Origin of the sequence: Mesorhizobium sp. M6A.T.Ce.TU.002.03.1.1 (assembly GCF_003997275.1) — a bacterium.
Lineage (GTDB): Bacteria > Pseudomonadota > Alphaproteobacteria > Rhizobiales > Rhizobiaceae > Mesorhizobium > Mesorhizobium mediterraneum.
In genome coordinates this window covers 25054-45311 of sequence record NZ_RZTI01000005.1, presented here as the reverse complement: position 1 = coordinate 45311, position 20258 = coordinate 25054, and the positions used below count along the sequence as shown (strand labels likewise).

Below are 20258 nucleotides of genomic sequence, written 5' to 3'. Positions count from 1 at the left end.
CGACGCCTCATTTGATGGCGCCCTGTGTCAGGCCGCGCACGAAGTATTTTCCACCGAACAGGTAGATCAGCAACGGTGGCAGCGCGCCGATCAGCACGGCTGCGCTCATCACGTCGTAAGCGCGGGCGGTCGTGCCGCCGGCAGTGAGCGCGACCAATGCCGCCGTGATCGGCTGCTGCTGGCCGGAGGTGAAGACAACGCCGAACAGATACTCGTTCCAGATACCGGTGAATTGCCAGATGACGGTGACAATCAAAATCGGCGGCGACAGCGGCAGGATGATCTTGCGGAAAATCCGCCAGAAGCCGGCGCCGTCGATGCGTGCCGCCTTGATAAGATCGTCCGGTATGCTGACGTAGAAGTTGCGGCAGAACAGGGTCGTGAACGAGATGCCCTGGACGACATGAATCAAGACCAGCCCGTAGGTCGAATTGGTTAGGCCGAGCTTGCCGAGCAGGAACGCCCACGGCATTAGCGAGATCTGGCCGGGCATGAAGACGCCGAGCAGCATCAGATTGAACAGGACTTCCGAGCCCTTGAAGCGCCATTTCGACAGCACGTAGCCGTTCATGGCGCCGAGGAGCGTGGAGATGACCGTCGCGGGGATCGCCATCCAGAGCGAGTTGAAGAAATTGCGCTTCATGCCTTCGCAGGTGCCGCTGACGCAATAAGTGCCCCAAGCCTCCGCCCATGCATCGAGGCGGAAGCTGCGCGGCAGGGAGATGAGGCCGTTGCGGGCAATCTCGGACTGCTCCCGCAACGAGTTGAAGACCACGACCAGCAGTGGGGCAAGGTAGATGACAGCAAAAAGCGTCAGCACCGCATAGATAAGAAAGCGGTTCCAGAAATATCGCCGCGTAGCCGCGGCCGCTTCGGGATCATGCCGGGCGGTGAGGGCAATTTCAGCCATTGCGGCCCCCCGCCCGCCTGCGCCAAACGATCCATAAGGAATAGGGCACCAGCACAACCGCAAGGGCCGCGAGCATCATCATCGCCGCAGCGGCGCCCTCGCCGATCTGCCCGCGCTGGAACATGAGGTCGTAGACGTAGATCGCCGGGAAGGTGGTGGACACACCTGGCCCACCCCGCGTCAACGCTGCCACCAGGTCGAACGTCTTGATGGCGAACTGGATCTGAATGACCGCCACTGCCAGAAAAATCGGAGCGATCGTCGGCAGGATGACCCTCCGATAGATCCGGGAAACCGACGCTCCGTCGATCTGCGCCGCTTTGACGAGATCCGGATCGACGGACCGCAGGCCAGCCAGGAAAAGCGCCATTGCGAAGCCGGATGACTGCCAGATACCGGTTATGATCACCGCATAGATCGCAGTGTTGCGGTTGGCTGTCAGGGCGAAGCTGAAGTCGGTCCAACCGAGCCCCCGCACGAAGGCTTGGATGCCGTCGACGGGATTATAGAGCCAGCTCCACACCGTGCCGGTGACGATGAAGGACACTGCCAGCGGGTAGAGGAAGATCGTGCGCCAAACCGCCTCGCCGCGAACGCGCTGGTCGATCAGGATCGCGAGAAGCAGTCCGATGGCCATCGAGCCGACGATATAGAAGCCGCTGAACAGGAAGAGGTTGGTATAGGCGATGTTCCAGCGCCGGTTCGCCCAGAGCGAAGCATAATTGTCCAGACCGACGAACCCATAGGTCGGCATCAGCGACGAATTGGAAAGCGAGAGATACAGCGTCCAGAGTGTGAAGACGAAAACGTAGATGAAACTCGCCGCAAGTGACGGTGCCAGCACCAGAATGGGCACCATCGTGCCCAGGCGCTCCCGCCACGGGGTTGCGGGAGCTGCAACCGGTACAGTCAGGTCATGCGTGGACATCGGCTGCTCCAGCGAAGGTCAGGCCGGGGCGACGCGCGCCAGGCCATCATCGGCAGCTTCTTCACATCTGCGCTTCGGCCGCATCAGCCATGGCACTAGCTGCGTCCTGCGCGGTCATGTCCGGCGTCGCTACGAATTCGGTGACGGTATCCATGATCGCGCCGCGCACCTTCTGCGGGATCGTCATGTTATGCGCCATCGAACGGACAAGCGTGCCGGCCTCGATCGACGCCTGCAGATCCTTCTGGGAGAGCTGCTGGCAGGGATTGAAGCCATTCGAAAGATCGACGTCGAGACGGGCCGGGATTGAGCCCTTGGTCTGATTGAAAATCGTCTGGAACTCGGGCGACAGGATCGTGCTGGCGAGCAGTTTCTGTCCCTCGGCGTAGTCCGGGTCCTTCTGCTGGAAGAACACGACCGAGTCGGAATTCAGGATGAAGCCCGGCTTGCCCCAGTCAGTCGGCGCCTGGGCGCAGACATAGTCGGTGCCCTCCTTAAAGCCGCCGGCTGTGAGCAGGCCGAGCGTCCAGTCGCCCATGATGTGGAAGGCGGCCTCGCCGCGGCCGACCAGATGCGACATGGTATCCCAGTCGCGCCCGTTCATGCCGGGGTCCATGTACTTCGTCGTCATGGTGCGGAATTGCTCGAAAGCCTTGACCATGCCGTCGCTGCGCATTGCCTCGACGTCACCCTCGACGAAGGCTTTCTTGAAGAGATCGAGATCCATTCCGTAGACCACGACCTCGAAGACCGTCGAATCGGTCCAGTCGGCGGTCGAGTGCGAGATGCAGATTTTGCCTGACGCCACGACCTTGTCGCAGGCGGCGTTGAATTCCGCCCATGTCTTCGGCACCTCGGCGACGCCCGCGTCCTTCATGACCTTCGGCGATGCCCACAGCCAATTGATGCGGTGGATGTTCATCGGCGCCGCTACCCAGCTTCCGGTTGGCTTCATCACCGGCAGCAATTCGGGAGCGACTACTTTCTCCCAATTTTCCGCCTTTGCCAGTTCGTCGAGATTGGCTGTCATGCCGGTCTCGTTCCATTCGGCGATCTCGGGCCCCTTGAGCTGCACCGCGGGCGGTGCGTTGCCGGCGATCACGTCGGCGCGCAGTTTCGCCAGCGTGTTGGCCGTGTGGCCTGCGATGGAAGTCTGCTGCCAGGTGCCACCCTTCGCGGTGAACATCTCGCCGAGCTTGGCAATAGCCTGGGCGTCCGATCCGGTCGCCCATTGATGCAATAGATTGGTCTTGGGCTCTGCGAATGCGGCTCCCGCAACAAGAGTGTACGCCGTAGCGGCCGCAAGGACCGTCCTCAGATATTCCATCGTTTCACTCCCATATGTGCTGTACGGTTCGTATCGACCGCTTGTGACCGCGATTTGAAGCCGCCGCCGGTGAGATGCAGGTATCTCTGTTCTTTCCAAGATGACATATTTGGGCTATCAGTCAACGTCCTTTGTGCTCACCATGAACAAACCTTCGCTTAGAAATTGGCTGATCGACCAGCCCTCCGCATCACCGGAGAGCCTGATCGTGCGATGCCTGCGTGAGCGTGGCGTGCTTTCCGCGTCGCAAATCGCGCATATCACCGGCTTGGCGCGGTCGACGGTCTCAACCGCGCTCAATGGCTTGAGAAAATCCGGAATGGTGATCGAATCCTCGGCCCATCATGACGGGATCAGGGGTATCGGCAGGCCTGCCGCGACATTGACGCTCAATCCCGCTGCGGGCACCTGCGTCGGAATCCACCTGGGCCTCGACGAGATACGATGCGTCGTCGCGGACGTGTCGCATTCTGTCATTGTCGAACAAACTATTCCTATGGGGCTGGACTACCAGCCGCAACAGGCGGCCCAGCTCGCCAAGTCAGCAATTGCCCAATGTTACGACGAGAACGGTCTGCCGATGGCGGGGCTCCTGGGGGTTGGGGTTTCCGTCTCTGGCCCTGTCAGCCGCGAAGGAGTGGTGCTGCGTGCGAGTATTGTTCCGACCTGGGCCGGGGTCAACATCCGCGATGTGTTCGGGCCGGTCCTCGAACAGCCGATTTTCGCCGACAATGAGAGCAACTGCTCGGCCATTGCGGAGTTGATGTGGGGCGCGGCCGTCGGCCAAGACGATTTCGTCCTGTTCAAGATCGATCTGGGCGTCGGCGGGGCCATTGTCCAGCACGGCCGGCTAGTGACGGGCATCGCTGGCGGCGCCGGCGAATTCGGGCATATCAGCATCGATCCCGGCGGCGATCTTTGCCGGTGCGGCAATCGCGGATGCCTGGAGCTCTATGCGAGTTTTGCCCGGCCGCTCGAGCAGATTTCGCGCATCGTGCGGCGGCCGGTCACGATGGACGACGTGATCATGATGGCAGAACAGGGCGACGTCGGGGCGTTGCGGATGATCGAGGACACCGCCGAGTTCGCCGGCCGTGGTCTTGGCTTGATCGGCTCGGTGATCAATCCGCCGCTCATCATCATCGGTGGCCGCATGGCTTTGGCAGGCGACATTCTCCTGGCGCCGCTGATCGCGTCATATGAACGCCACACGCTCATCAAGTCCCGCGATATCGCGCCCGCCCTGCGGACGCGGATAATTGTTGGCAAGCACACAGAGAACGACGCATTGCTCGGCGCGGTCGGCCTCGTGCTGCGACACAACAGCCGACTACAATGATCTGCCCTTGCTCCCGATTTATCTGGAGTAGCGGGGGAGGCGACAGTGCAAGCATTATCGCGAGGAAATCGACTGATCGTGCTGGTGTAGCTGAGGACACGCGGTCAGCAAGTCCCTACGCGACATGCACCGTGCGCTGCCTGGGCTTGATCGCGGTGGCGAGCAGCAGGCCGGCGACGATGAAGGCAGCGCCTGCGAGATCGTAGTCGTGCAAGCTTTCCCCGAGGAAAAGGTAAGCGAGCACGGCGACGAAGACAGTCTGCAGATAGAGCAGCATGCTGGCGCGCCCGGCGCCGAGCGTCTCGACACTGCGGTTGTAGAGGTAATACATCAGAGCGCCGCCCGGGCCAGCGACATAGGCGAGCGCCAGAAGGCCGTTCGCATGCAGCGCCGAACGCTCCCCGGAAAACAGCTCCCAGAGATAGAGGGGCAGTGCGGCCAGCGCGCCGGCTGCTAGCAGCAGCACCACCATCGGCAGAAGCTCGATGGCGAATTTGGAGCGACGCAGCAGCACGGTGTAGAGGCCCCAGCAAAACGCGCTGCCGACGATCCACAATTCGCCGGGATTGAACTGGAGCCGCATCAGCGCGGCAAGGTCGCCGCGCGCCACGATCACCACCATCCCGACCAGAGCGAGCAGCGCGCCAAGCGCCTTCCAGACGCCGAGGGGCTCGCCGAGCACGAAGCGGGCAAGCACCATAGTCATGATCGGCGACAGGGCCATGATAATGCCGGCGGTCGTCGCGTCGGTGTAACTGAGGCCCGTGTAGATCATGCCCTGACAGAGGGTCAGCCCGATGGCGCCGATGGCCAGCACCTCGATCGCCCGGGATTGGATCAGCGCGAGCATCGCCCCATGATGGCGATGGACGATAGGCAGCAGGATCGCGCAGGCGAGTGCCAGCCGCCAGAAGCAGAGCGCCCAGGGCGGCATCTCGGGGGCAACCCATTTGGCTGCGATGTAGACGCCGGCGGACAAAAGCCAGCAGAGCGTCGCGGTGGAATAGGCGAGCGGAAGCGATGCGCCGGCTGTCGCCTTCGCTACGCCTGGATGTACTATCGGCAGCGATTGCATGTCCGTTTCCTCCCACCGCCGACTTTAGCAAGATTGCTGCGTCTTGCCGAGCAGCAACGCCACCTATTTCACCAATCCTTGTGCGACGTTTTTTTTGTTTTCCGTGTGGAACACAGGCCGGCGACGAAAGTTCGGCTTCTGCAGCATTCTTCCCGTAGGCAAATGCTGCGAGATCGGATCCTCCCGCCGATCAGAGCCCGCGTCCTTCTCCCTCGGGGCGCGGGCTTTCATCCACTTGACCGATGCGCTGATCATGGAAGGTACCCACATTACAGCTGGATCAGTCCCTCTGATCCCAACAGACCTTTGCCCGCGACCTCTCCCGGAGGCGCGGGCTTTTTCAATTCACAGGCTGCGGCCGTTGATGCTCCGCTGCGCATGATGAAGCACCTGGCCAGCTTCACGTTGCCGTCGTCGGCATCCACTGGACCGGACGGGACCAGGGCTGGCATGCGACGCCTGCCGATGACTCTGATCCAGCGCGGATCGGGCTCGTCTGAACGCCGCCGATAAAGACGCCTTTATAGGCGACGGCATCATCCAGATAGATGTCAGAGAAGCGTCCCGCTGCCTGTATGATGATGGCAGTATGGAGGGAAGCAACTTGCAACGATCGGGCGCCTGTCCAATCTGCCGGACCAATGCCGGTCCGGTGGCGTTGCGCGAAGGGGAGTATAGCGGCCGGCAGTGTGTGTGCGGGGTCATCTATATCGATCCGTTGCCGGCCCATCCGGTGGACGCGCCGATCGATCATCACCACCGCGTCTATTATTCCGCGCCGGCGCGCGCGCGGGTCGGCTGGGTGAAGGCATTCACGCAGCGTGGACGGCTGCTCGAGATCGGCTGCGGTGACGGCGAGTTCACCGCGGCGGCGATCCGGGCCGGTTTCACGGTCGAGGCGGTCGAGCCGTCCGACGAACGCGCCACGCGCGTCGAACGCACGCTGGGCATCACGGTGGAACGCGCTCTGATCGAGGACAGCCGTCTGCCCGAAGGGCGCTACGACACCAGCTTCCATGTCGATCTGCTGAGTCACTTCCCCGATCCGGTGGCGGCGCTAAGGGCGATCGCGGCGAAGGTGGCGCCTAGCGGCACGATCTGCTTCGAGGTCGGGCTGTTTTCCAACCTGTCGCCTTTCTGGCAACGGCTTGTCGGGCGGCCGAATATGCCGACGCATATGTGGTTCTTCGATGCGCTGGCGATCGAACGGTTGCTGGACGCAGCCGGGCTCAAGATGATCGCGATGCGGCGCTATCCGGTCGGGCTGTCGACCGCGCTCAGCACGGTGCTGGGCAGCCGGCGCGTCGCAGCGGCACCGGACAGCCACGCCCCTCTCGCGCAGGGCTGGGCGGCCGCGCCTTATTACCGGCTGCACATGTTCCTGCGCTACGGGATAGGCCGGTGGCTCCCGATGGGCGGCCCGCAGACCGCGTTCGTCGCCGCACGGCACAAGACCGACAGCGCGTGATGCGCAAGGGACGCCGCATCATCGTCGTCGTCACCGCGTTGCCGCGCTGGATTTCCGATTTCAACCATGTCAGCACCGCGTTGGCCGAGGCGGGCCACGCCGTGGAAGTGTGGTCGCCGGACGACAACGGGCTCGCCACCGCTGGCTGGGATTCCAGGCCGGCGATCGATGCCGCGCGCGATGCGCTGGCGCCGGACATCGCGACGCGGACGATGCCGTTCTCGCGCAATCGCGGGCGGCCGAGCCCATTGCGGCTGGCGCGCGCCAGCTTGATGGCGGCGCGAGCGGCGCTGTTCAGCCCGGGCAGTGTGTTCATCCTGTGGTCGGCGCTGTCGATCCTGCTGGCCGGACCGTGGGTCAGGCTCAGCAACCGGCATGCGATCTATCTGGTCACTGGACTCGGCGCGTCCTTCTCGGAGTCGCAGCGCGGCAGCCTAACGACCCGGCTGATCTGCATTGTCTATCGCTTCGCCTTCGCTAGCCGGCGGGCGATCGTCATCGTCCACAATCACGAGGACAAGGCCGAACTGATCAGGCGCACCGGCGTCGCAGCGGACCGCGTGATCGTCACCGGCGGCTGCGGCGTCATGCCGGAGGACTTCCCCTACAAGCAAGCGCGCACGGTCGGCGCGCGGCCGACGATACTCGTTCCCGGGCGACTGTTGCGCGACAAGGGCGTGCTGGACGCGGCTGCCGCATCGGGCATCCTGTCCGAACGCGGCGTGGCGCATCGCATGGTGTTCACCTCGAACCCGATGAGCGGCCGCGCCGACGCGCTGACGGAAGCGGAATTGGCGCGGGCACGCTCCTATCCCGATGTTGCGTTCATCGGGTACCAGCCGAGCATCACCGCGCTGTACGCCGGGGCGGACATCGCCTGCATCCCGTCGTGGTATCGCGAGGGATTGCAGACCGCCTTGCTCGAATCCGCGTCCTCGGGGTGCCCGATTGTCGCGTGCGACAATGTCGGGGTGCGCGATTTCCTGCGGCCCGAAATCGACGGACTGGTCGTGCCGCCGCACGCGCCGGCGCGGCTGGCCGATGCGCTGGAGCGGATGATCCGCGAACCCGGCCTCGCCGAGCGGCTGCGGACCGCAGCTTATGCCCGATTCCTGTCCGGCTTCACCCGGCAGCACATGGTGGAGACGACGCTGGCAGCGATGCGCGGCACCGGCATCGAGACGCCGCGATGAGCAGTGGCGCATGGACCGGTCTGATCATGGCCGGCGGGCAGGGCGAGCGCATGGCGCGCTCCGGCGTAGTCGGGCGCAAGCCGCTGGTCGAGGTCGGCGGGGTCAGCCTGCTCGAGCGCAACATCTGGATGATGGCGCGTGGCGGATGCCGGCGCATCTTCATCGCGCTGACCCGTGCCGATGCAGCGCGTGAGGCGGACAGGATCGCCGATTTCGCCGCACGCGCCGCCGGCATCGGCGTGGCATTAGCTCCCTTGATCGAGGAAGTACCGCAGGGCAATTTCGGCGCGGCGACAATGTTGTCGGGCGATCCCGGCGACGTGCTGGTGGTGTATGCCGACAATCTCACCACGCTCGATCTGGCGGCGCTGGCCGCTGCGCATCGTGCGTCCGGCGCGGCGATGACGCTGGCGGCGCATGACGAGCCATTCCGCATGCCCTACGGCGCGCTCGAAGTGGACGCGGGTGATCCTGATCTGCTCACCGCCTATCGCGAGAAGCCGGTCTATCCGATCCTGGTCGGCAGCGGGCTGGCGGTGGTGACCGCTGCCGCATTGAGCAGCCTGCCGCAGGGCACGCCGCTCGGCCTGGTCGATGCCGCCAATCTGTTGATAGCTGGTGGCGCGGTGGTGCGACTTTATCGCCACCAGGCTTCATGGATCGACGTCAATGACGCCGCCAAGCTGGCTGCCGCCGAAGCCTTGCTCTTGGGCGATGCCGTCTTCGAAGCATGGTGGCCGGGGGAGGTCGCGCGCGAGATCCGGGTCGCGGGCGGCAATGTAGACTATGTCTGCGACGCGATGACGGAAGCCGGCGTGCTGCGGGTCCATGTCGGCGCCGCGAGTACGCTCAGTAGCGACGAGCTGCCGGAGCCGGTGCGCCGTCGCCTCGCCGCACGGGGGTACGGGGCGTGATCGGCATCACCGGTGCGAACGGCTTTATCGGCCGGGCGGTGCTGCGCCGGATCGGCGAGGATGCATGCGTGGCGCATGTCGGCCCGATCGACGGGGAAGCGGGAGCGATCGACATTTGCGACCAGCCGGCGCTAGAGGCATTGTTCGCCGGGATCGACACCATCGTTCATCTTGCCGGGCCTAGTTCCGTTGCGGCTTCGTTCGACGCGCCGGCGGCATTCGCCCGCGCACATGTGCTGGGCACGGCGACGTTGCTCGCCGCCGCCGAGCGGATTGGCGTGCGCCGCTTCGTCCATGTGTCGTCGGCCGAGATCTATGGTCGCCCGGACACCGCGTGCGTATCGGAGAGCGCGCCGCTCCTGCCACTCTCGCCTTATGGCGCGGCAAAGGCGGCGGCGGAGCAACTCGTCTCGGGTGCGGTGCGGCGAGGGACGCTGGGGTCGGCAATCATTGTTCGGCCCTTCTCGGTCTACGGCCCGGGGATGCGGGCGAACGGGCTGGTCGGCCGTCTGGCGGCACAGGCGCGCCTGCGACAGCCGATGCGCGTCTTCTCGGCCGATACGACGCGCGATTACCTGCATGTCGACGATCTGGCGCGGGGATTGCTGATGGCCGCCGCGCGCGACAAACCGGGCCTCTTGACGCTCAATATGGCCTCCGGCGCCGGGACCGACGTCGCCGCGCTCGCCGCAACCTTCGCGAGGATCGGCGGCGGTCCGGACGCGCTGATCGTCGAGGGGCAGGGCGACCGATCGCGCGTATTCGACATCGAGCATCTCGTCGCCGACGTCTCGCTGGCGCGCGAGACGCTAGGCTGGCGGGCGGAGATCGCGCTGGCCGACGGCGTGCGCGATTGCCTGGGTGATATGACGTGACGCGGACGATACTGGTCACCGGCGCACAAGGGTTCATCGGCCGCTATCTGGTGCGCGCTTTGTGCGATCGCGGCGATTGCCGGGTAATCGGCGCCGGCCGTTCGCCGGGCAATGCGACACGCTTCACGCACCACATCCATCCCGGCGGTGCCGAGCACGCTGCGCCGCTGCCAAATGCTCTGGTGCCCGACGGGCCGAATTATGCCTATGTCGCTACCGACCTGTCGCACGCGGCGGCAGCGGCGCGGCTGATCGCGGAAACCGCGCCTGATATCGTCTTCCATCTTGCCGGATCGTTGCGCGACGAACCATTCGATCGGCTGGTGACCAACAACATCGTCGTCACGCGCCATCTCTGCGATGCGCTGGCCGGGCGGGGCGCGGTGCTGGTGCTGGGATCCTCGGGCTCGATCTATGGCGAACTCGGCGGTGGGGGTTTGCCGCTGGTCGAAACCGGCGCGACAGAGCCGATTGACCTATACGCCGCGACCAAGCGCACCAGCGAGGACATCGTGCGGATCGCAACGCGCGCGGGAAGGATCGACGGCCGCGTGGCGCGCATCTTCAACGTCGTCGGGCCGGGCCAGGAGGAGCGCCATGTCGCCGGCCGCATCGCCAGCCAACTCACTGAGCTAAGGGTGGGGCGACGTGATGGCATCGCCCTCGGTCCGCTGACCGCGTGGCGCGACTTCATAGACGTGCGCGACGTGGCCAGTGCGCTGGTCGCGATCGGCTTCGCCGGCGCCGGCGATATTTTCTATAACGTCGCCTCAGGATGCGAGACGCAGATCGCCACAGTCTACGATCTGCTCGTCACCGCGGCTGGGATTGCCGATCCGGCGCTGGCGCAGTTGCCGGGACGGGCGGTGGATATCGGGCGGCAGGTGGTCGATGTCAGCCGGTTGCGCGCGCTCGGCTGGCAGCCCCGTGTCGATCTTCCGCAGAGCCTCGGCGACGTGATGCATTATTATCTCGAACTGGAGACCAAAGCGTGACCGTGGACACGGGTCCACGGATATCGGGCCTACCGCGAATGCGCCGTGTTGTGTGCCTTGAACGCCACGCGAAGGCTTAGTGCCTCTGGGCTGGTACTGCCCAGCTTGGTGTCCCCGTTCTGCGATCCCCACGCGTACGCAAAGTCAAACGCGGGATTGGGAGCGTAGGTTGCCCAGCGCGCGAATATCTGGTTCGCCTGGTCCGGTGTCGGCAGCTTATAAACGTCTCTGACCCCGCCGGTATAGGTCCTCCAATTGCCGCCGCCAAAGGCTTGGAACACAGGCACGATCTTGTTGAGCGGGATGCCCGCGGCGACGGCTGCCTCGACCGTCCTGTCGATGAAGTCCAAATCGAAAACCTTGCCGCGTACCGGATACGGATCGAGGCCGAAGAAATCGATCCCGGTGTTGGCGGGATTGAAGGTGTTCATGAAGTGGGGGGCTTCAAAAGACCCCATGTCCATCAGCGTGACGAACGTCACGGCCCCGGGCACATTGGCCTTGATCCAGTCAGCCTCGGCTTTGAGGGCTGCCGGGCTGACTGCCGGGGAGTGGTACTTGCCGGTGATGTCAGGCTCGTCACAGAGGCGAAAGCCGAACAGCTTCGGGTTGCCGATGAACGGCTTGACCTTGGCGATGAAACGCGGCGTGACGCCGCTGCTCTCGTCAAGCCAGATCAGCCCCTTCATCCCGGGAGGAAGCGCATTGAGTTGCTCGACATATTGCACGTCAGCGAGGTTGAAGCCCGCGGCCGCGATTGCAGCAGCCGAACCGCCAGAGGTGTAATGCAGGGTTATGCCATTCTCCTCTGCTGACAGTTTGGCTTGGCCATAAATCAATAGAATGAGCAGGGCTGAGACGCACAGGATGCCCATGCGAGCAATCATCGAGCCGCCGAAAAAAATCAGCCTGTAGGCGTTCGCAATGGCAGGTTTCATTATACAGCCACCCATCTATCGATACATTGAAGCAGAGACGTGCCGTCGCTCATCTGGGCAGTCCAGGCAGTTCGACAACATCGACCTTCTGATGAGTGTCTTCAGGCGAGCGAGGTCGCGACTGATGCGAGGTCCAGGATCGTCGCTGTAGTCGCCTTCGAGTGTGAAGGATGTAGGCGTCGGCTGGTGCGCGAATGCAATGAACGTAAGCTCTAGTTCGGCTACACCGTCGCCCAGCGGCACATCCCCCTCGACCGACAAAGCATCCTTAAGGTGGACGTCCGGCGAGGCGACGTCAGCAAGTCGCGCCCAATTGGAGGCCGCAGAATGCCCGTAGATAGCGGGATTTCCCGTGTCGAACTGTACGCAGATGCCCGGCTGGCCAACAGCTTGAAGAATCTGGAGGGTTCTTTCGGAGTCAAGCCCGCTTTCGTATGCCAAAGTAATCCCTGCGGCTTGGGCGGGACCAAGCGCGAAACGCAGCACTTCAGCCGTTCTAGCCATGTCCCGCGACGTCCGAACGAGGCTCTGGCGAAAACCCGGAATGATGATCCTGGGCACCCGCAGACGGTCCGCCACTCTAATTGCATGCAAGATACTTCGCCGGACTTCCAATGCTTCCTGGCTGCCCTTTGGCGCGGTCAGGCCGAGATCGTTGAGCCGATTGACTGCAAGGGCGGTGATCGGAAGCGCGAAACGGCGTGACGTTGTGTCGAACGCCGCCAGTATTCCGATATCTGTGAGATCGGGACCGCGGTTCGGGCCACCCAAGTCGACGTGAACGTGATCGAGATGCGCAGCGGCGGCGGTTTCAAAGCCGGTCAGGCCCCGATCGCCCACCTTCCACAGCGCAACCCCGATCTGTGGTCGATAGCTACTCTGTGAGACAGTCAAAGGCGCGTTACTCGTCAACGGACGTTCCCCTCAAGTTCGCCACCTCCGAAAGTCGATCCCAAGCTTGGTCCAGGATCTAACCGGCGGATAGCCGACAGCGTCGCGTAATGTATGGATAGCTTCCTCCGGGTTTGTCACGATCGTAAGAAGCGGCCGATAGGTATTGGGGCGGGCGCTGAGTTCGAGCATTGCCCGTGTCAGCATCGCGTTGGAAGAACCGCGGTGCCCCGTGATCGCCACCCGCTTGTGGCCGATAGTTGTCTGGCATTGCTCGGCAAGCGGCCAACCGACACGTCCGCCGGTATTTCGCGCGCGGATCTCGCTGAGATTGACCCCGGGCAGACGCGGGTCCCGACCCTCAGAGGGGAGACCTCCGAAGAGATGGAGGATGCCGCCGTCGCACAAGGAGTCTAGCCCGATACTGAGGGCGGCCGCTACATCCTGGCGCGAGGAACATAGGATCACAGTGTCGAATGCTCCGTTCTCAACACCGGCCGTCTCTTTCGTCCCTATGACGACTACGTCCCGAACCGACGCGCAGGCAGTTTTGAGCGCAATACGAAGCAGTTGGCCGATCGTACCTCGTCCCACCACCAATACACGGATCGGCTCCGCGACCCGCTTGAGAATGCCTCCGCAAGTTAGGACGGATGCGAGCGGCTCAGCGAGAATAGCGAGATCGGCAGCCAGTTCCGCGGGCGACGAAACGACCAAGGACCGCAACCGAGCAGGCACGAGGAAGCGCTGCTGCATCATCCCGTCGAGAGTATGGCCAAGTTCAGCAGTGCCCCAGTCAGGCGTTGGATTCACCGCAATCGTCGCACCTAGCCAGCGTTGATCCGCTTTCGCGGCCACTTCCTCGACAACCGCTACGCCCTCATGGCCAAGGATCCGGGCTGGATCGTCGCGCACGCCGCGTAGAATCTGGAGGTCGGTCCCGCAGACGCCGGCAATGAGGGTCCGGCAGACAAAATCGCCCGGTAGCGCCACGGGTGTCCGGACCTGCTCCAGTCTTGGGGCACCCATGCCCGACGGCCGCACAAGAGCGAGGTGCGACTTCGATCCGGTCAAGCTGATCCGATCACCGGAAAACATGGATGCTTCGCCCCTCATCCGCCATTTCGGCGAGATGGCCAGCACCGATAAGTCCAGACAGGTCCCCCGGCGCGACGACACGGAGCCGGCGGGCGAAATAGGACGAATCGCATTCAGTGATCTGGAACAATCCATGGTCGCGGAATTGCCGATCAAGGCTGGCCGAATAGGCCGGTTCGAGTGCATCCACGACACCCCCGGTGAGAACAATTGAATCGAGTAGCGGATCGTGCGTCAGGAGCGCCGAGAAAATAGTTGCCAGCGGTCGCGTGATCGTAGCGAGGACGTCTAAGGCGAGGGCATCAGCGGCCGCCACCCCACGCGAGAACTCCGCGAGCATGGCATCATCGTCCTCGTCGCGTGCCGCGGCCATCGTCGAGGCTGCCAGCGCGTCGGGGGAACAAGCTGACAACTCGCGCAGCAGTTTCAACACGCCGCGTCCGGACGAATAGGCGTTCAGATGGTCGCATCCACCGCAATCGCAGGTAAACTTAAGACGCGTGCCGCGGAAGAAAGCCTCTACTTTGATATGGCCAATTTCGCCCTGTATCCCGTGCACGGGATCGACCGGCACGCCGCCTCGCGCGAAATCGTAGAGCCTCGCCCCGATCCCGGTGCTCACCGTGACGAACAAGATACGCGAATGGCTCCCCGGATCGCAGGTCTGTATGTAGGATGCCAGTCCAGCGGTCACGTCATTCGCGATCGTCCAGCGGGTGTCCAGCCGACGGCGTGTCAACGCCGCCTGGAGCTCGAAGGGTCCTGATCTCGGGCCCCAGAGTGGGCCAGATTGCAGCACACGACCGCTGCGAGCATTCAAGGGTGCTCCAAGTGAGATGCCGGCATGATCTATCGCGGTTCCGCTCTCCAGTTGCAGACGCTCAGTCTCGGCCACCAGATAGTCGGCCAACGCTTCCTGGAGTTCGACGGGGCTGTGGTGGGCCGTGTTAAGGTAGTTGATCGCAGGTCGTCGCTTTACTGGACCCAGCCTTCCATTTGTCCACAGCGCCGAACGAAAATGCGTGCCGCCGATATCAAAGACAGCAATGTCCTTATTGGTCATTGCTGGCCTCGCACGGTTGGCGGATTGCTGGCAGCATCGCGCCAGGTCCGGAAAATTCGCGCAGCTGCAGTCTGAACTTTGTCGGAAGGCGTGATCCGATCGGCCTCAAGCGCTGCGCCGATCGTATACGGCGTAGGATCGGCGAGCGCCGCCAGGCTCAATCGTTCGTGATGTTCGAACGCCGCGAGCCAGTCGCGGAATGGACCGTTGGCTGGTTCGGATTCAAGAATATCGATGCGATCACCGAGGACGCGGACTCGTCGCTCGTGAACGAGAGGTCCATCCACTGCGACGTTTATGGTGGCATCGTAGCCCTGCGCTCCGACGCGTGCGGCGACGAGCGGCACGACAGCTTGCGCATACCAAGGCATATCACGCTTTGCTATTTGCGCCGGGCACTGTGTAGGATCTGCGATAAGATCCTTGGCAATCGCATCTCGCAGAGATATCAGCGCGACCGCCCGACCCTTGTTGTGCGAAGCCCCGCCGTCGAAAAGAGCGAAGTATTTCGTGGATATTGCGCCAAGGCGAAGAATATCGTCCCGGTACTTCTGCGTTGCGCTATCTGGGGCCAACCGGAGGACGCGCTGCAGGAGATCCTCCCCGTCACGGGTCCTGGCGATGGGGATAAAGCCTCTGTGATTGAGGCCCTCGTAACTCCAGCAAAGTTCGGTCGGATCGATGCGCAGCGCCCGCGCGAAAGCCTGGAGCGTGGCAAGGGGAAGCTCGCAGATGCCGACCGCAGCCAAGCCGCGGCGGAGCATCATGGCCGTCGTCAGGCTCAGCGGGTTGATCATGTTCACGACGAAGGCACCGGGACATATTGCCTTCATGCGGATCGCGAGATCGTCTACCGGCCGTATTTGACGGAAGGCAGAGAGCAGGCCGCAGGGTCCCAACGTTTCGTCAGCTATGCATCCCAGCTCGCTTGCGAAGAGTTCGTCATCGGCCCTCGCCTCAAGCCCGCCGAAGCGCGTCTGGACAACGACGATCTCCGCATCGGCCAGGGCCGCATCGAGGTCCGTCGTGGATATGACCGAGGTTCCGAATGCTCCCAGCCGGTGCCGGGCATAATGTGCAACCGCATCAACGTTTTGCACGTTGCGCCCTTGGAGGACTAATACCCACTCGCCCAGCCGGTGGCTTAACGCCTTGCTTCCCTCAATCGCATCGACGAGCGCTACCGTGAAGGGCGAGCTCCCGCCAAGGACGCAGACCCGCGTCATCAGTACGTCCGGGACGAGCCGACGATCGCGGTAACGTAGGCGATCTCCCCGTCGGGCATGCACGGCCGAATCGGCAGCGCCAGCAGTTCGCCGGCAAGCGCCTCAGCATGAACTGAAATTCGGTCCGGACTTGGCCTTGAAAGGAAAGGCCCTACGCTCATTGCAGGCCAATCCTGGCAGGATTTCCCCCAACAGGAAGTTCCACCCCATATTGAGCCGAACCGCTATTGGAAACAGCTTCCTGCCAGCTCCGAGCGCGCAAATAGCTGAGAACCTCGGGTATCAATCCCGGCGGACACTGATCTTCCCGCTTGAGGAAGCGATAGCGGCCAAGGTCGGTCGGCACCACCATATTTATATTGCCACCTCGATGCTTGGCGGCGGCCCGGAACGACCTCGAAACCAAGTCTTCGTTCAGATGCTCGTGCCAGATCGGCAAGCCAACTGCCACCAACAGATCCACTATGCGCAGGGCCGTTTGCTCCCTGAGCCAACCGAGGTGCCAACCGAGAACACTGGAAAAAGCGAGGTCGATCGCGACGGCAAAGCCGTGGTGGAGCTCGTAATGGGTCGAAGCTTCAAGCGGATGGGCGATCGTGTGACCCAGATCTACCGCCCTCTCGTAGGATGTAATCTCGAAGGGGTTCTTCGAAAGCTCTCCCAGCATGGCGGCGATGGCGCGCTGGATGGGCTCGTGAGCCAACGAGTCGCCGTTTCGGACCCAGGACTGCAGCCCACCTCCGCGAATCTCTTCGATCATCCGGAAGAGATCTGTGTCGGAGGTGCAGGCGACCTTGATCATCTCGGCCACCCCCTGCCTGACCGTATCGACGCCCAGGGTCTTGAGTAATGACGGGATCACCGCGACAGCTTCCGGTGGGTGGAAACAACCAAGGTAGTTCTTGCCTTCTCCGAAATTGACGCCACCCTTCAGTCCGATTCCGGCATCCACCTGCCCAATCAAGGTGGTGGGGATGCGAAGGTGAGACAAACTCCGGCGTAGCATCGAAGCCGCCAGCGTAACGATATCTGAGCAGACGCCACCCCCGATCGCCACCAACGCACCCCGGCGATCGATCTCGGCGTCTGAGGCTGCGCGACAAACGGTCAACACGGATTTCATGGTCTTCGTCCGCTCGGTGCAGTTCAACACGAGCCAGGACGGCTTCAAACCGACGCTTGCGAAGGCTGCACGGATTGCGTTTCCATAGAGCCTTTCGACAGTAGGAGTGGTGACCGCCAGCACAGTCCGATTGCGGGCATGGGCCTCGATCCACCCGCAAAAATCCGACGAGTGGAGACCCTCAAACAGAGTGACATTGAAGGTGTGGTCACTGGAAGACCGGAGGGAAAGCTGCTCTTGGCTGGGTGTCCACATGATCGAGCCCGATGTTCGGGCAGAACAGCTCACCGGCATGCTTAAGAGCAACCCGGCAAAAGTCGTTCCGCATCCTCCACCCGTATACTGTGTAAGAATTTATTAGGCTTCATCCGTTCGACTGATGCGTCAGGTCGTTGGGAAGTGAACTTACACCTAGCAAGCACAGCCGTGAGCCTGAGAGCCTGCGCTTTTTAATGAAAGACCGATAAAACCTTTGTCGCGTGTAAGACTACATATCGTCACAGCAAGGACTGCTTTTCTGGTCACGCTGGCTGGCATTCTCCTGCTCACCCTTTCGCCTGGGTGGTTTTTGCAGATGTTTGGCATCGCCATCACCCTTGGTTATGACAAACTCAATCACGCCGCTGCGTTTGCCGTGCTGGCGAGCATCGGATATTTTGCTTGGCCGAATCACCGGGCAAAGCTGACCGTGCTCCTCATCTGACCGCCGCCGCGATCGAAATTCTTCAAGGCTTGCAAACGATCGGGCGCTATCGGGATGCTTGGGACTGGGCTGCCGGCTGTGTCGGCATGGCATGTGGGCTGCAAATCGCGAGCAACGACAGCAGCTTCCAGACGGGCGCGAGGTGTTCGTGAACGGCGGATTTGCACAGCTTTGAGCCTGCGGGCGCGAGGCGTCGCTGGGACAAAGTGGAGAGGCCACGCGCCAGATCTGCACAGGCAAGACCTCAACGCCTACTCGGTTGAGCATGATCCGCGTGGACGTCGAGCCTGCGGCGTTGCGGGGAGGACTTACTGGCGTGCCTCCCGCCAGTGGGGATAGGTGACATAGGCGGTGAGCGCGCCTTGCTCGTGCGAGCGGATCGTCACCTTCTGCCCTTTGGGCATATGGACGATCTCGCCCGGCCCTGCGGTGACGCTGCCTGACTTTCCGGACACCGAAAGCCGCCCCTCGAGGACGACCATCACATCATCGACGGCCATTGTCTCCTCAAGTGTCTGGTCCGGTCCATAGCGCCCGTACCCGATGGTGATCGGGGAGGCATGGCGCTGGTCGACCAGATTGCCCACAAACACGTCTCCGTCCTGTCCCGGGGAACGCTCCAGCACTGCGTCGGTGATGGTGAACTTGCGAACCTTCATGGGAATTGCTCCTCTAGCGGTGTGGTTGAGTGGCTAACTTGAACTCCTGCGTGTCAACGCGACGTCCTCAGCGCGGCCTTGGGATTGTCACGCCGCCATCCATCAGGATCGACTGTGACCCGTGATGTCAGGCCACTAGGCGTGACATAGAAGGTCGCATTCCAGGAATAGTTGAGCCACGGGTATGAGTCAGCCGATACTTGCCGGCGATCTGCAAGTATAGATGCAGGCAGAACACGTCTCGCGCCAACTGAGGCAGTCGAGGAGGGGCCACTTGTTGCTCATTTTCCCTGTCTCCATCCAGCATTCAGCCGGCACGCGACGTCGTTCGTGTCTTCTGCGATCGCCCCGGTCGCATATGGGCGATCGACTTGTCCGCACACCGGTCAGTCCGGAAGTGGAGTGTGCTCATCCCGGTCATTGGCGGGAAGATCGAAACGTCCCTTGCCCCAGTCCTCAGCGCGCCATTCGGCCTTGGCCTCTTCGATGCGCTCCCTGGATGAGGCGACGAAATTCCACCAGATGTAGCGGGGACCCGAAAGGGTCGAGCCGCCGAGGATCATCAGCCGCGCGCCTCTGTCGCCGGCCGCGACCGTGATCCTGTCGCCGGGGCGGAAGACCATCATCTGAGATGCCTCGTATTCCTGCCCGGCGATGGAGATCGAGCCTTCGACGATATAGATGCCCCGGTCCTCGTGATCGTGCGGCATCGGCAATCGGCTTCCTGCTTCGAGCGCCACGTCGGCATAGAACGTCTCCGAGTACATTGTCGCGGGGGCCTTCTCACCATAGGCCTCCCCGAGGATCAGCCGGACCGAGACGCCGCGATCCTCGATCACCGGGAGCGCCTCCTGGCCATAATGCTCGAACATGGGCGCCATGTCCTCGTGGCGGTCGGGCAGCGCAACCCAGGTCTGTATTCCGAACAGGCTGTTCGGACCGCTCCGGGCGGCCGAGGAAGTGCGCTCCGAATGGGTCACGCCGCGCCCGGCGACCATCCAGTTCAATTCGCCGGGACGGATGATCTGGTCTGCCCCGGTGCTGTCCCGGTGATGGAAGTCGCCGCGAAAGAGGTACGTAACGGTGCCGAGACCGGTATGCGGGTGCGGTCGGACATCTACGCCTTGCCCGGTCAGCAGCTCGGCCGGGCCGGCCTGATCGAAGAAGATGAACGGTCCGACCATCTGCCGCTTGGGTGCGGGCAGGGCGCGCCGAACCTCGAAGCCGCCCAGGTCTCGAGCGCGCGGGACGATGAGCGTTTCGATCGCGTCGAGGCCAACCTCATCGGGACAGCCCGGTTCGATTGCCGGGTTCCAACTCATGCGCCTCATCCTCTCTTGGGGTTTCCGGGGGGCCTCGCCCTTGCCGATGCGAATGCCCGATTTCGATTAATCCGGACCGCGCGAGCGGGAACAGCGCTTTCGGCCCGACGAATGCCTAAACTGGCGAGCGATCGTCTGCCCAACTAGTCCTGTGATACGTCAAGCTGTGTCGCAGTAAGTGGAACGTGCGGGCAATGTCGTCGAGCTCAGC

19 protein-coding genes and 1 pseudogene are annotated in these 20258 nt (G+C 62.8%); 7 read left to right on the top strand and 13 right to left on the bottom strand.

Going from position 1 to position 20258, the window contains the following annotated elements:
- Nucleotides 1–7 precede the first annotated feature (7 nt).
- The 3 genes from EOC93_RS03000 to EOC93_RS02990 all read right to left on the bottom strand — a co-directional run bounded on the left by EOC93_RS03000 (nucleotide 8) and on the right by EOC93_RS02990 (nucleotide 3165).
- A complete protein-coding gene (locus EOC93_RS03000) occupies nucleotides 8–910 on the bottom strand; it encodes a carbohydrate ABC transporter permease (protein WP_127203800.1) in 903 nt (300 codons plus the stop codon).
- Nucleotides 903–1838: a sugar ABC transporter permease gene (locus EOC93_RS02995; RefSeq protein ID WP_127203799.1), complete on the bottom strand. Its 936-nt coding sequence runs from the start codon at nucleotides 1836–1838 to the stop codon at nucleotides 903–905. Before EOC93_RS02995 ends, EOC93_RS03000 begins: the two co-directional genes overlap by 8 nt.
- A 61-nt stretch (nucleotides 1839–1899) precedes the next feature.
- The gene (locus EOC93_RS02990) at nucleotides 1900–3165 is read right to left on the bottom strand and encodes an ABC transporter substrate-binding protein (protein WP_127203798.1); all 1266 of its coding nucleotides are present in this window, start codon (nucleotides 3163–3165) and stop codon (nucleotides 1900–1902) included.
- A gap of 100 nt (nucleotides 3166–3265) precedes the next feature.
- On the opposite strand from EOC93_RS02990, the gene EOC93_RS02985 reads away from it, so the two are divergent.
- Nucleotides 3266–4504, top strand: coding sequence for an ROK family transcriptional regulator (locus tag EOC93_RS02985; RefSeq protein WP_127203797.1), 1239 nt, complete (start codon nucleotides 3266–3268; stop codon nucleotides 4502–4504).
- A 115-nt stretch (nucleotides 4505–4619) separates the two neighbouring features.
- Here EOC93_RS02985 and EOC93_RS02980 read toward each other — a convergent pair whose 3' ends face one another.
- Nucleotides 4620–5579, bottom strand: a complete 960-nt coding sequence (locus EOC93_RS02980) for a DMT family transporter (RefSeq protein ID WP_127203796.1) — start codon at nucleotides 5577–5579, stop codon at nucleotides 4620–4622.
- Nucleotides 5580–6183: 604 nt separating this feature from the next.
- Between EOC93_RS02980 and EOC93_RS02975 the strand changes: the two genes are divergently transcribed.
- Genes EOC93_RS02975 through EOC93_RS02955 form a run of 5 tightly spaced genes read left to right on the top strand, consistent with a single transcriptional unit; the run spans nucleotide 6184 to nucleotide 11024 of the window.
- Complete coding sequence (locus EOC93_RS02975; protein ID WP_245329791.1) at nucleotides 6184–7047, top strand: class I SAM-dependent methyltransferase; 864 nt, start codon at nucleotides 6184–6186, stop codon at nucleotides 7045–7047.
- The gene (locus EOC93_RS02970) at nucleotides 7047–8240 is read left to right on the top strand and encodes a glycosyltransferase (protein WP_095484136.1); all 1194 of its coding nucleotides are present in this window, start codon (nucleotides 7047–7049) and stop codon (nucleotides 8238–8240) included. The genes EOC93_RS02975 and EOC93_RS02970 overlap by 1 nt, the downstream gene beginning before the upstream one ends.
- Nucleotides 8237–9154: a sugar phosphate nucleotidyltransferase gene (locus EOC93_RS02965; protein ID WP_095484137.1), complete on the top strand. Its 918-nt coding sequence runs from the start codon at nucleotides 8237–8239 to the stop codon at nucleotides 9152–9154. The genes EOC93_RS02970 and EOC93_RS02965 overlap by 4 nt, the downstream gene beginning before the upstream one ends.
- Nucleotides 9151–10029 carry an NAD-dependent epimerase/dehydratase family protein gene (locus EOC93_RS02960; RefSeq protein ID WP_127203795.1) on the top strand — a complete coding sequence of 293 codons (879 nt, stop codon included), beginning with the start codon at nucleotides 9151–9153 and terminating at the stop codon, nucleotides 10027–10029. The genes EOC93_RS02965 and EOC93_RS02960 overlap by 4 nt, the downstream gene beginning before the upstream one ends.
- Nucleotides 10026–11024, top strand: coding sequence for an NAD(P)-dependent oxidoreductase (locus tag EOC93_RS02955; RefSeq protein ID WP_095484139.1), 999 nt, complete (start codon nucleotides 10026–10028; stop codon nucleotides 11022–11024). Before EOC93_RS02960 ends, EOC93_RS02955 begins: the two co-directional genes overlap by 4 nt.
- A 29-nt stretch (nucleotides 11025–11053) precedes the next feature.
- Here EOC93_RS02955 and EOC93_RS02950 read toward each other — a convergent pair whose 3' ends face one another.
- From EOC93_RS02950 to EOC93_RS02925, 6 genes are all read right to left on the bottom strand, one after another.
- Nucleotides 11054–11962 (bottom strand): hypothetical protein, encoded by a 909-nt coding sequence (locus EOC93_RS02950; RefSeq protein ID WP_245329792.1) that lies wholly within the window; start codon nucleotides 11960–11962, stop codon nucleotides 11054–11056.
- A gap of 15 nt (nucleotides 11963–11977) precedes the next feature.
- Nucleotides 11978–12874 carry a TIM barrel protein gene (locus EOC93_RS02945; protein WP_095484141.1) on the bottom strand — a complete coding sequence of 299 codons (897 nt, stop codon included), beginning with the start codon at nucleotides 12872–12874 and terminating at the stop codon, nucleotides 11978–11980.
- 12 nt (nucleotides 12875–12886) lie between these two features.
- Nucleotides 12887–13996: an alcohol dehydrogenase catalytic domain-containing protein gene (locus EOC93_RS02940; RefSeq protein ID WP_245329793.1), complete on the bottom strand. Its 1110-nt coding sequence runs from the start codon at nucleotides 13994–13996 to the stop codon at nucleotides 12887–12889.
- Nucleotides 13938–15014 carry an ROK family protein gene (locus tag EOC93_RS02935; RefSeq protein ID WP_095484143.1) on the bottom strand — a complete coding sequence of 359 codons (1077 nt, stop codon included), beginning with the start codon at nucleotides 15012–15014 and terminating at the stop codon, nucleotides 13938–13940. Before EOC93_RS02935 ends, EOC93_RS02940 begins: the two co-directional genes overlap by 59 nt.
- The gene (locus EOC93_RS02930) at nucleotides 15011–16240 is read right to left on the bottom strand and encodes a 6-phospho-beta-glucosidase (protein ID WP_095484144.1); all 1230 of its coding nucleotides are present in this window, start codon (nucleotides 16238–16240) and stop codon (nucleotides 15011–15013) included. The genes EOC93_RS02935 and EOC93_RS02930 overlap by 4 nt, the downstream gene beginning before the upstream one ends.
- Before the next feature lie 157 nt (nucleotides 16241–16397).
- Nucleotides 16398–17618 carry a sedoheptulose 7-phosphate cyclase gene (locus tag EOC93_RS02925; RefSeq protein WP_095484145.1) on the bottom strand — a complete coding sequence of 407 codons (1221 nt, stop codon included), beginning with the start codon at nucleotides 17616–17618 and terminating at the stop codon, nucleotides 16398–16400.
- A 217-nt stretch (nucleotides 17619–17835) separates the two neighbouring features.
- Here EOC93_RS02925 and EOC93_RS34585 point away from each other — a divergent pair, with 217 nt between their 5' ends.
- A complete protein-coding gene (locus tag EOC93_RS34585; protein WP_245329794.1) occupies nucleotides 17836–18066 on the top strand; it encodes a hypothetical protein in 231 nt (76 codons plus the stop codon).
- A 308-nt stretch (nucleotides 18067–18374) separates the two neighbouring features.
- Here EOC93_RS34585 and EOC93_RS02915 read toward each other — a convergent pair whose 3' ends face one another.
- From EOC93_RS02915 to EOC93_RS02905, 3 genes and pseudogenes are all read right to left on the bottom strand, one after another.
- Nucleotides 18375–18725, bottom strand: a complete 351-nt coding sequence (locus EOC93_RS02915) for an ethanolamine utilization protein (RefSeq protein WP_095484146.1) — start codon at nucleotides 18723–18725, stop codon at nucleotides 18375–18377.
- Between the two features lie 122 nt (nucleotides 18726–18847).
- Nucleotides 18848–19010: pseudogene (locus EOC93_RS34580) on the bottom strand (DUF5996 family protein); the annotation flags it as partial.
- Between the two features lie 101 nt (nucleotides 19011–19111).
- On the bottom strand, nucleotides 19112–20047 hold the full coding sequence (locus EOC93_RS02905; RefSeq protein WP_095484147.1) for a pirin family protein: 936 nt from the start codon (nucleotides 20045–20047) through the stop codon (nucleotides 19112–19114).
- Nucleotides 20048–20258: the final 211 nt, after the last annotated feature.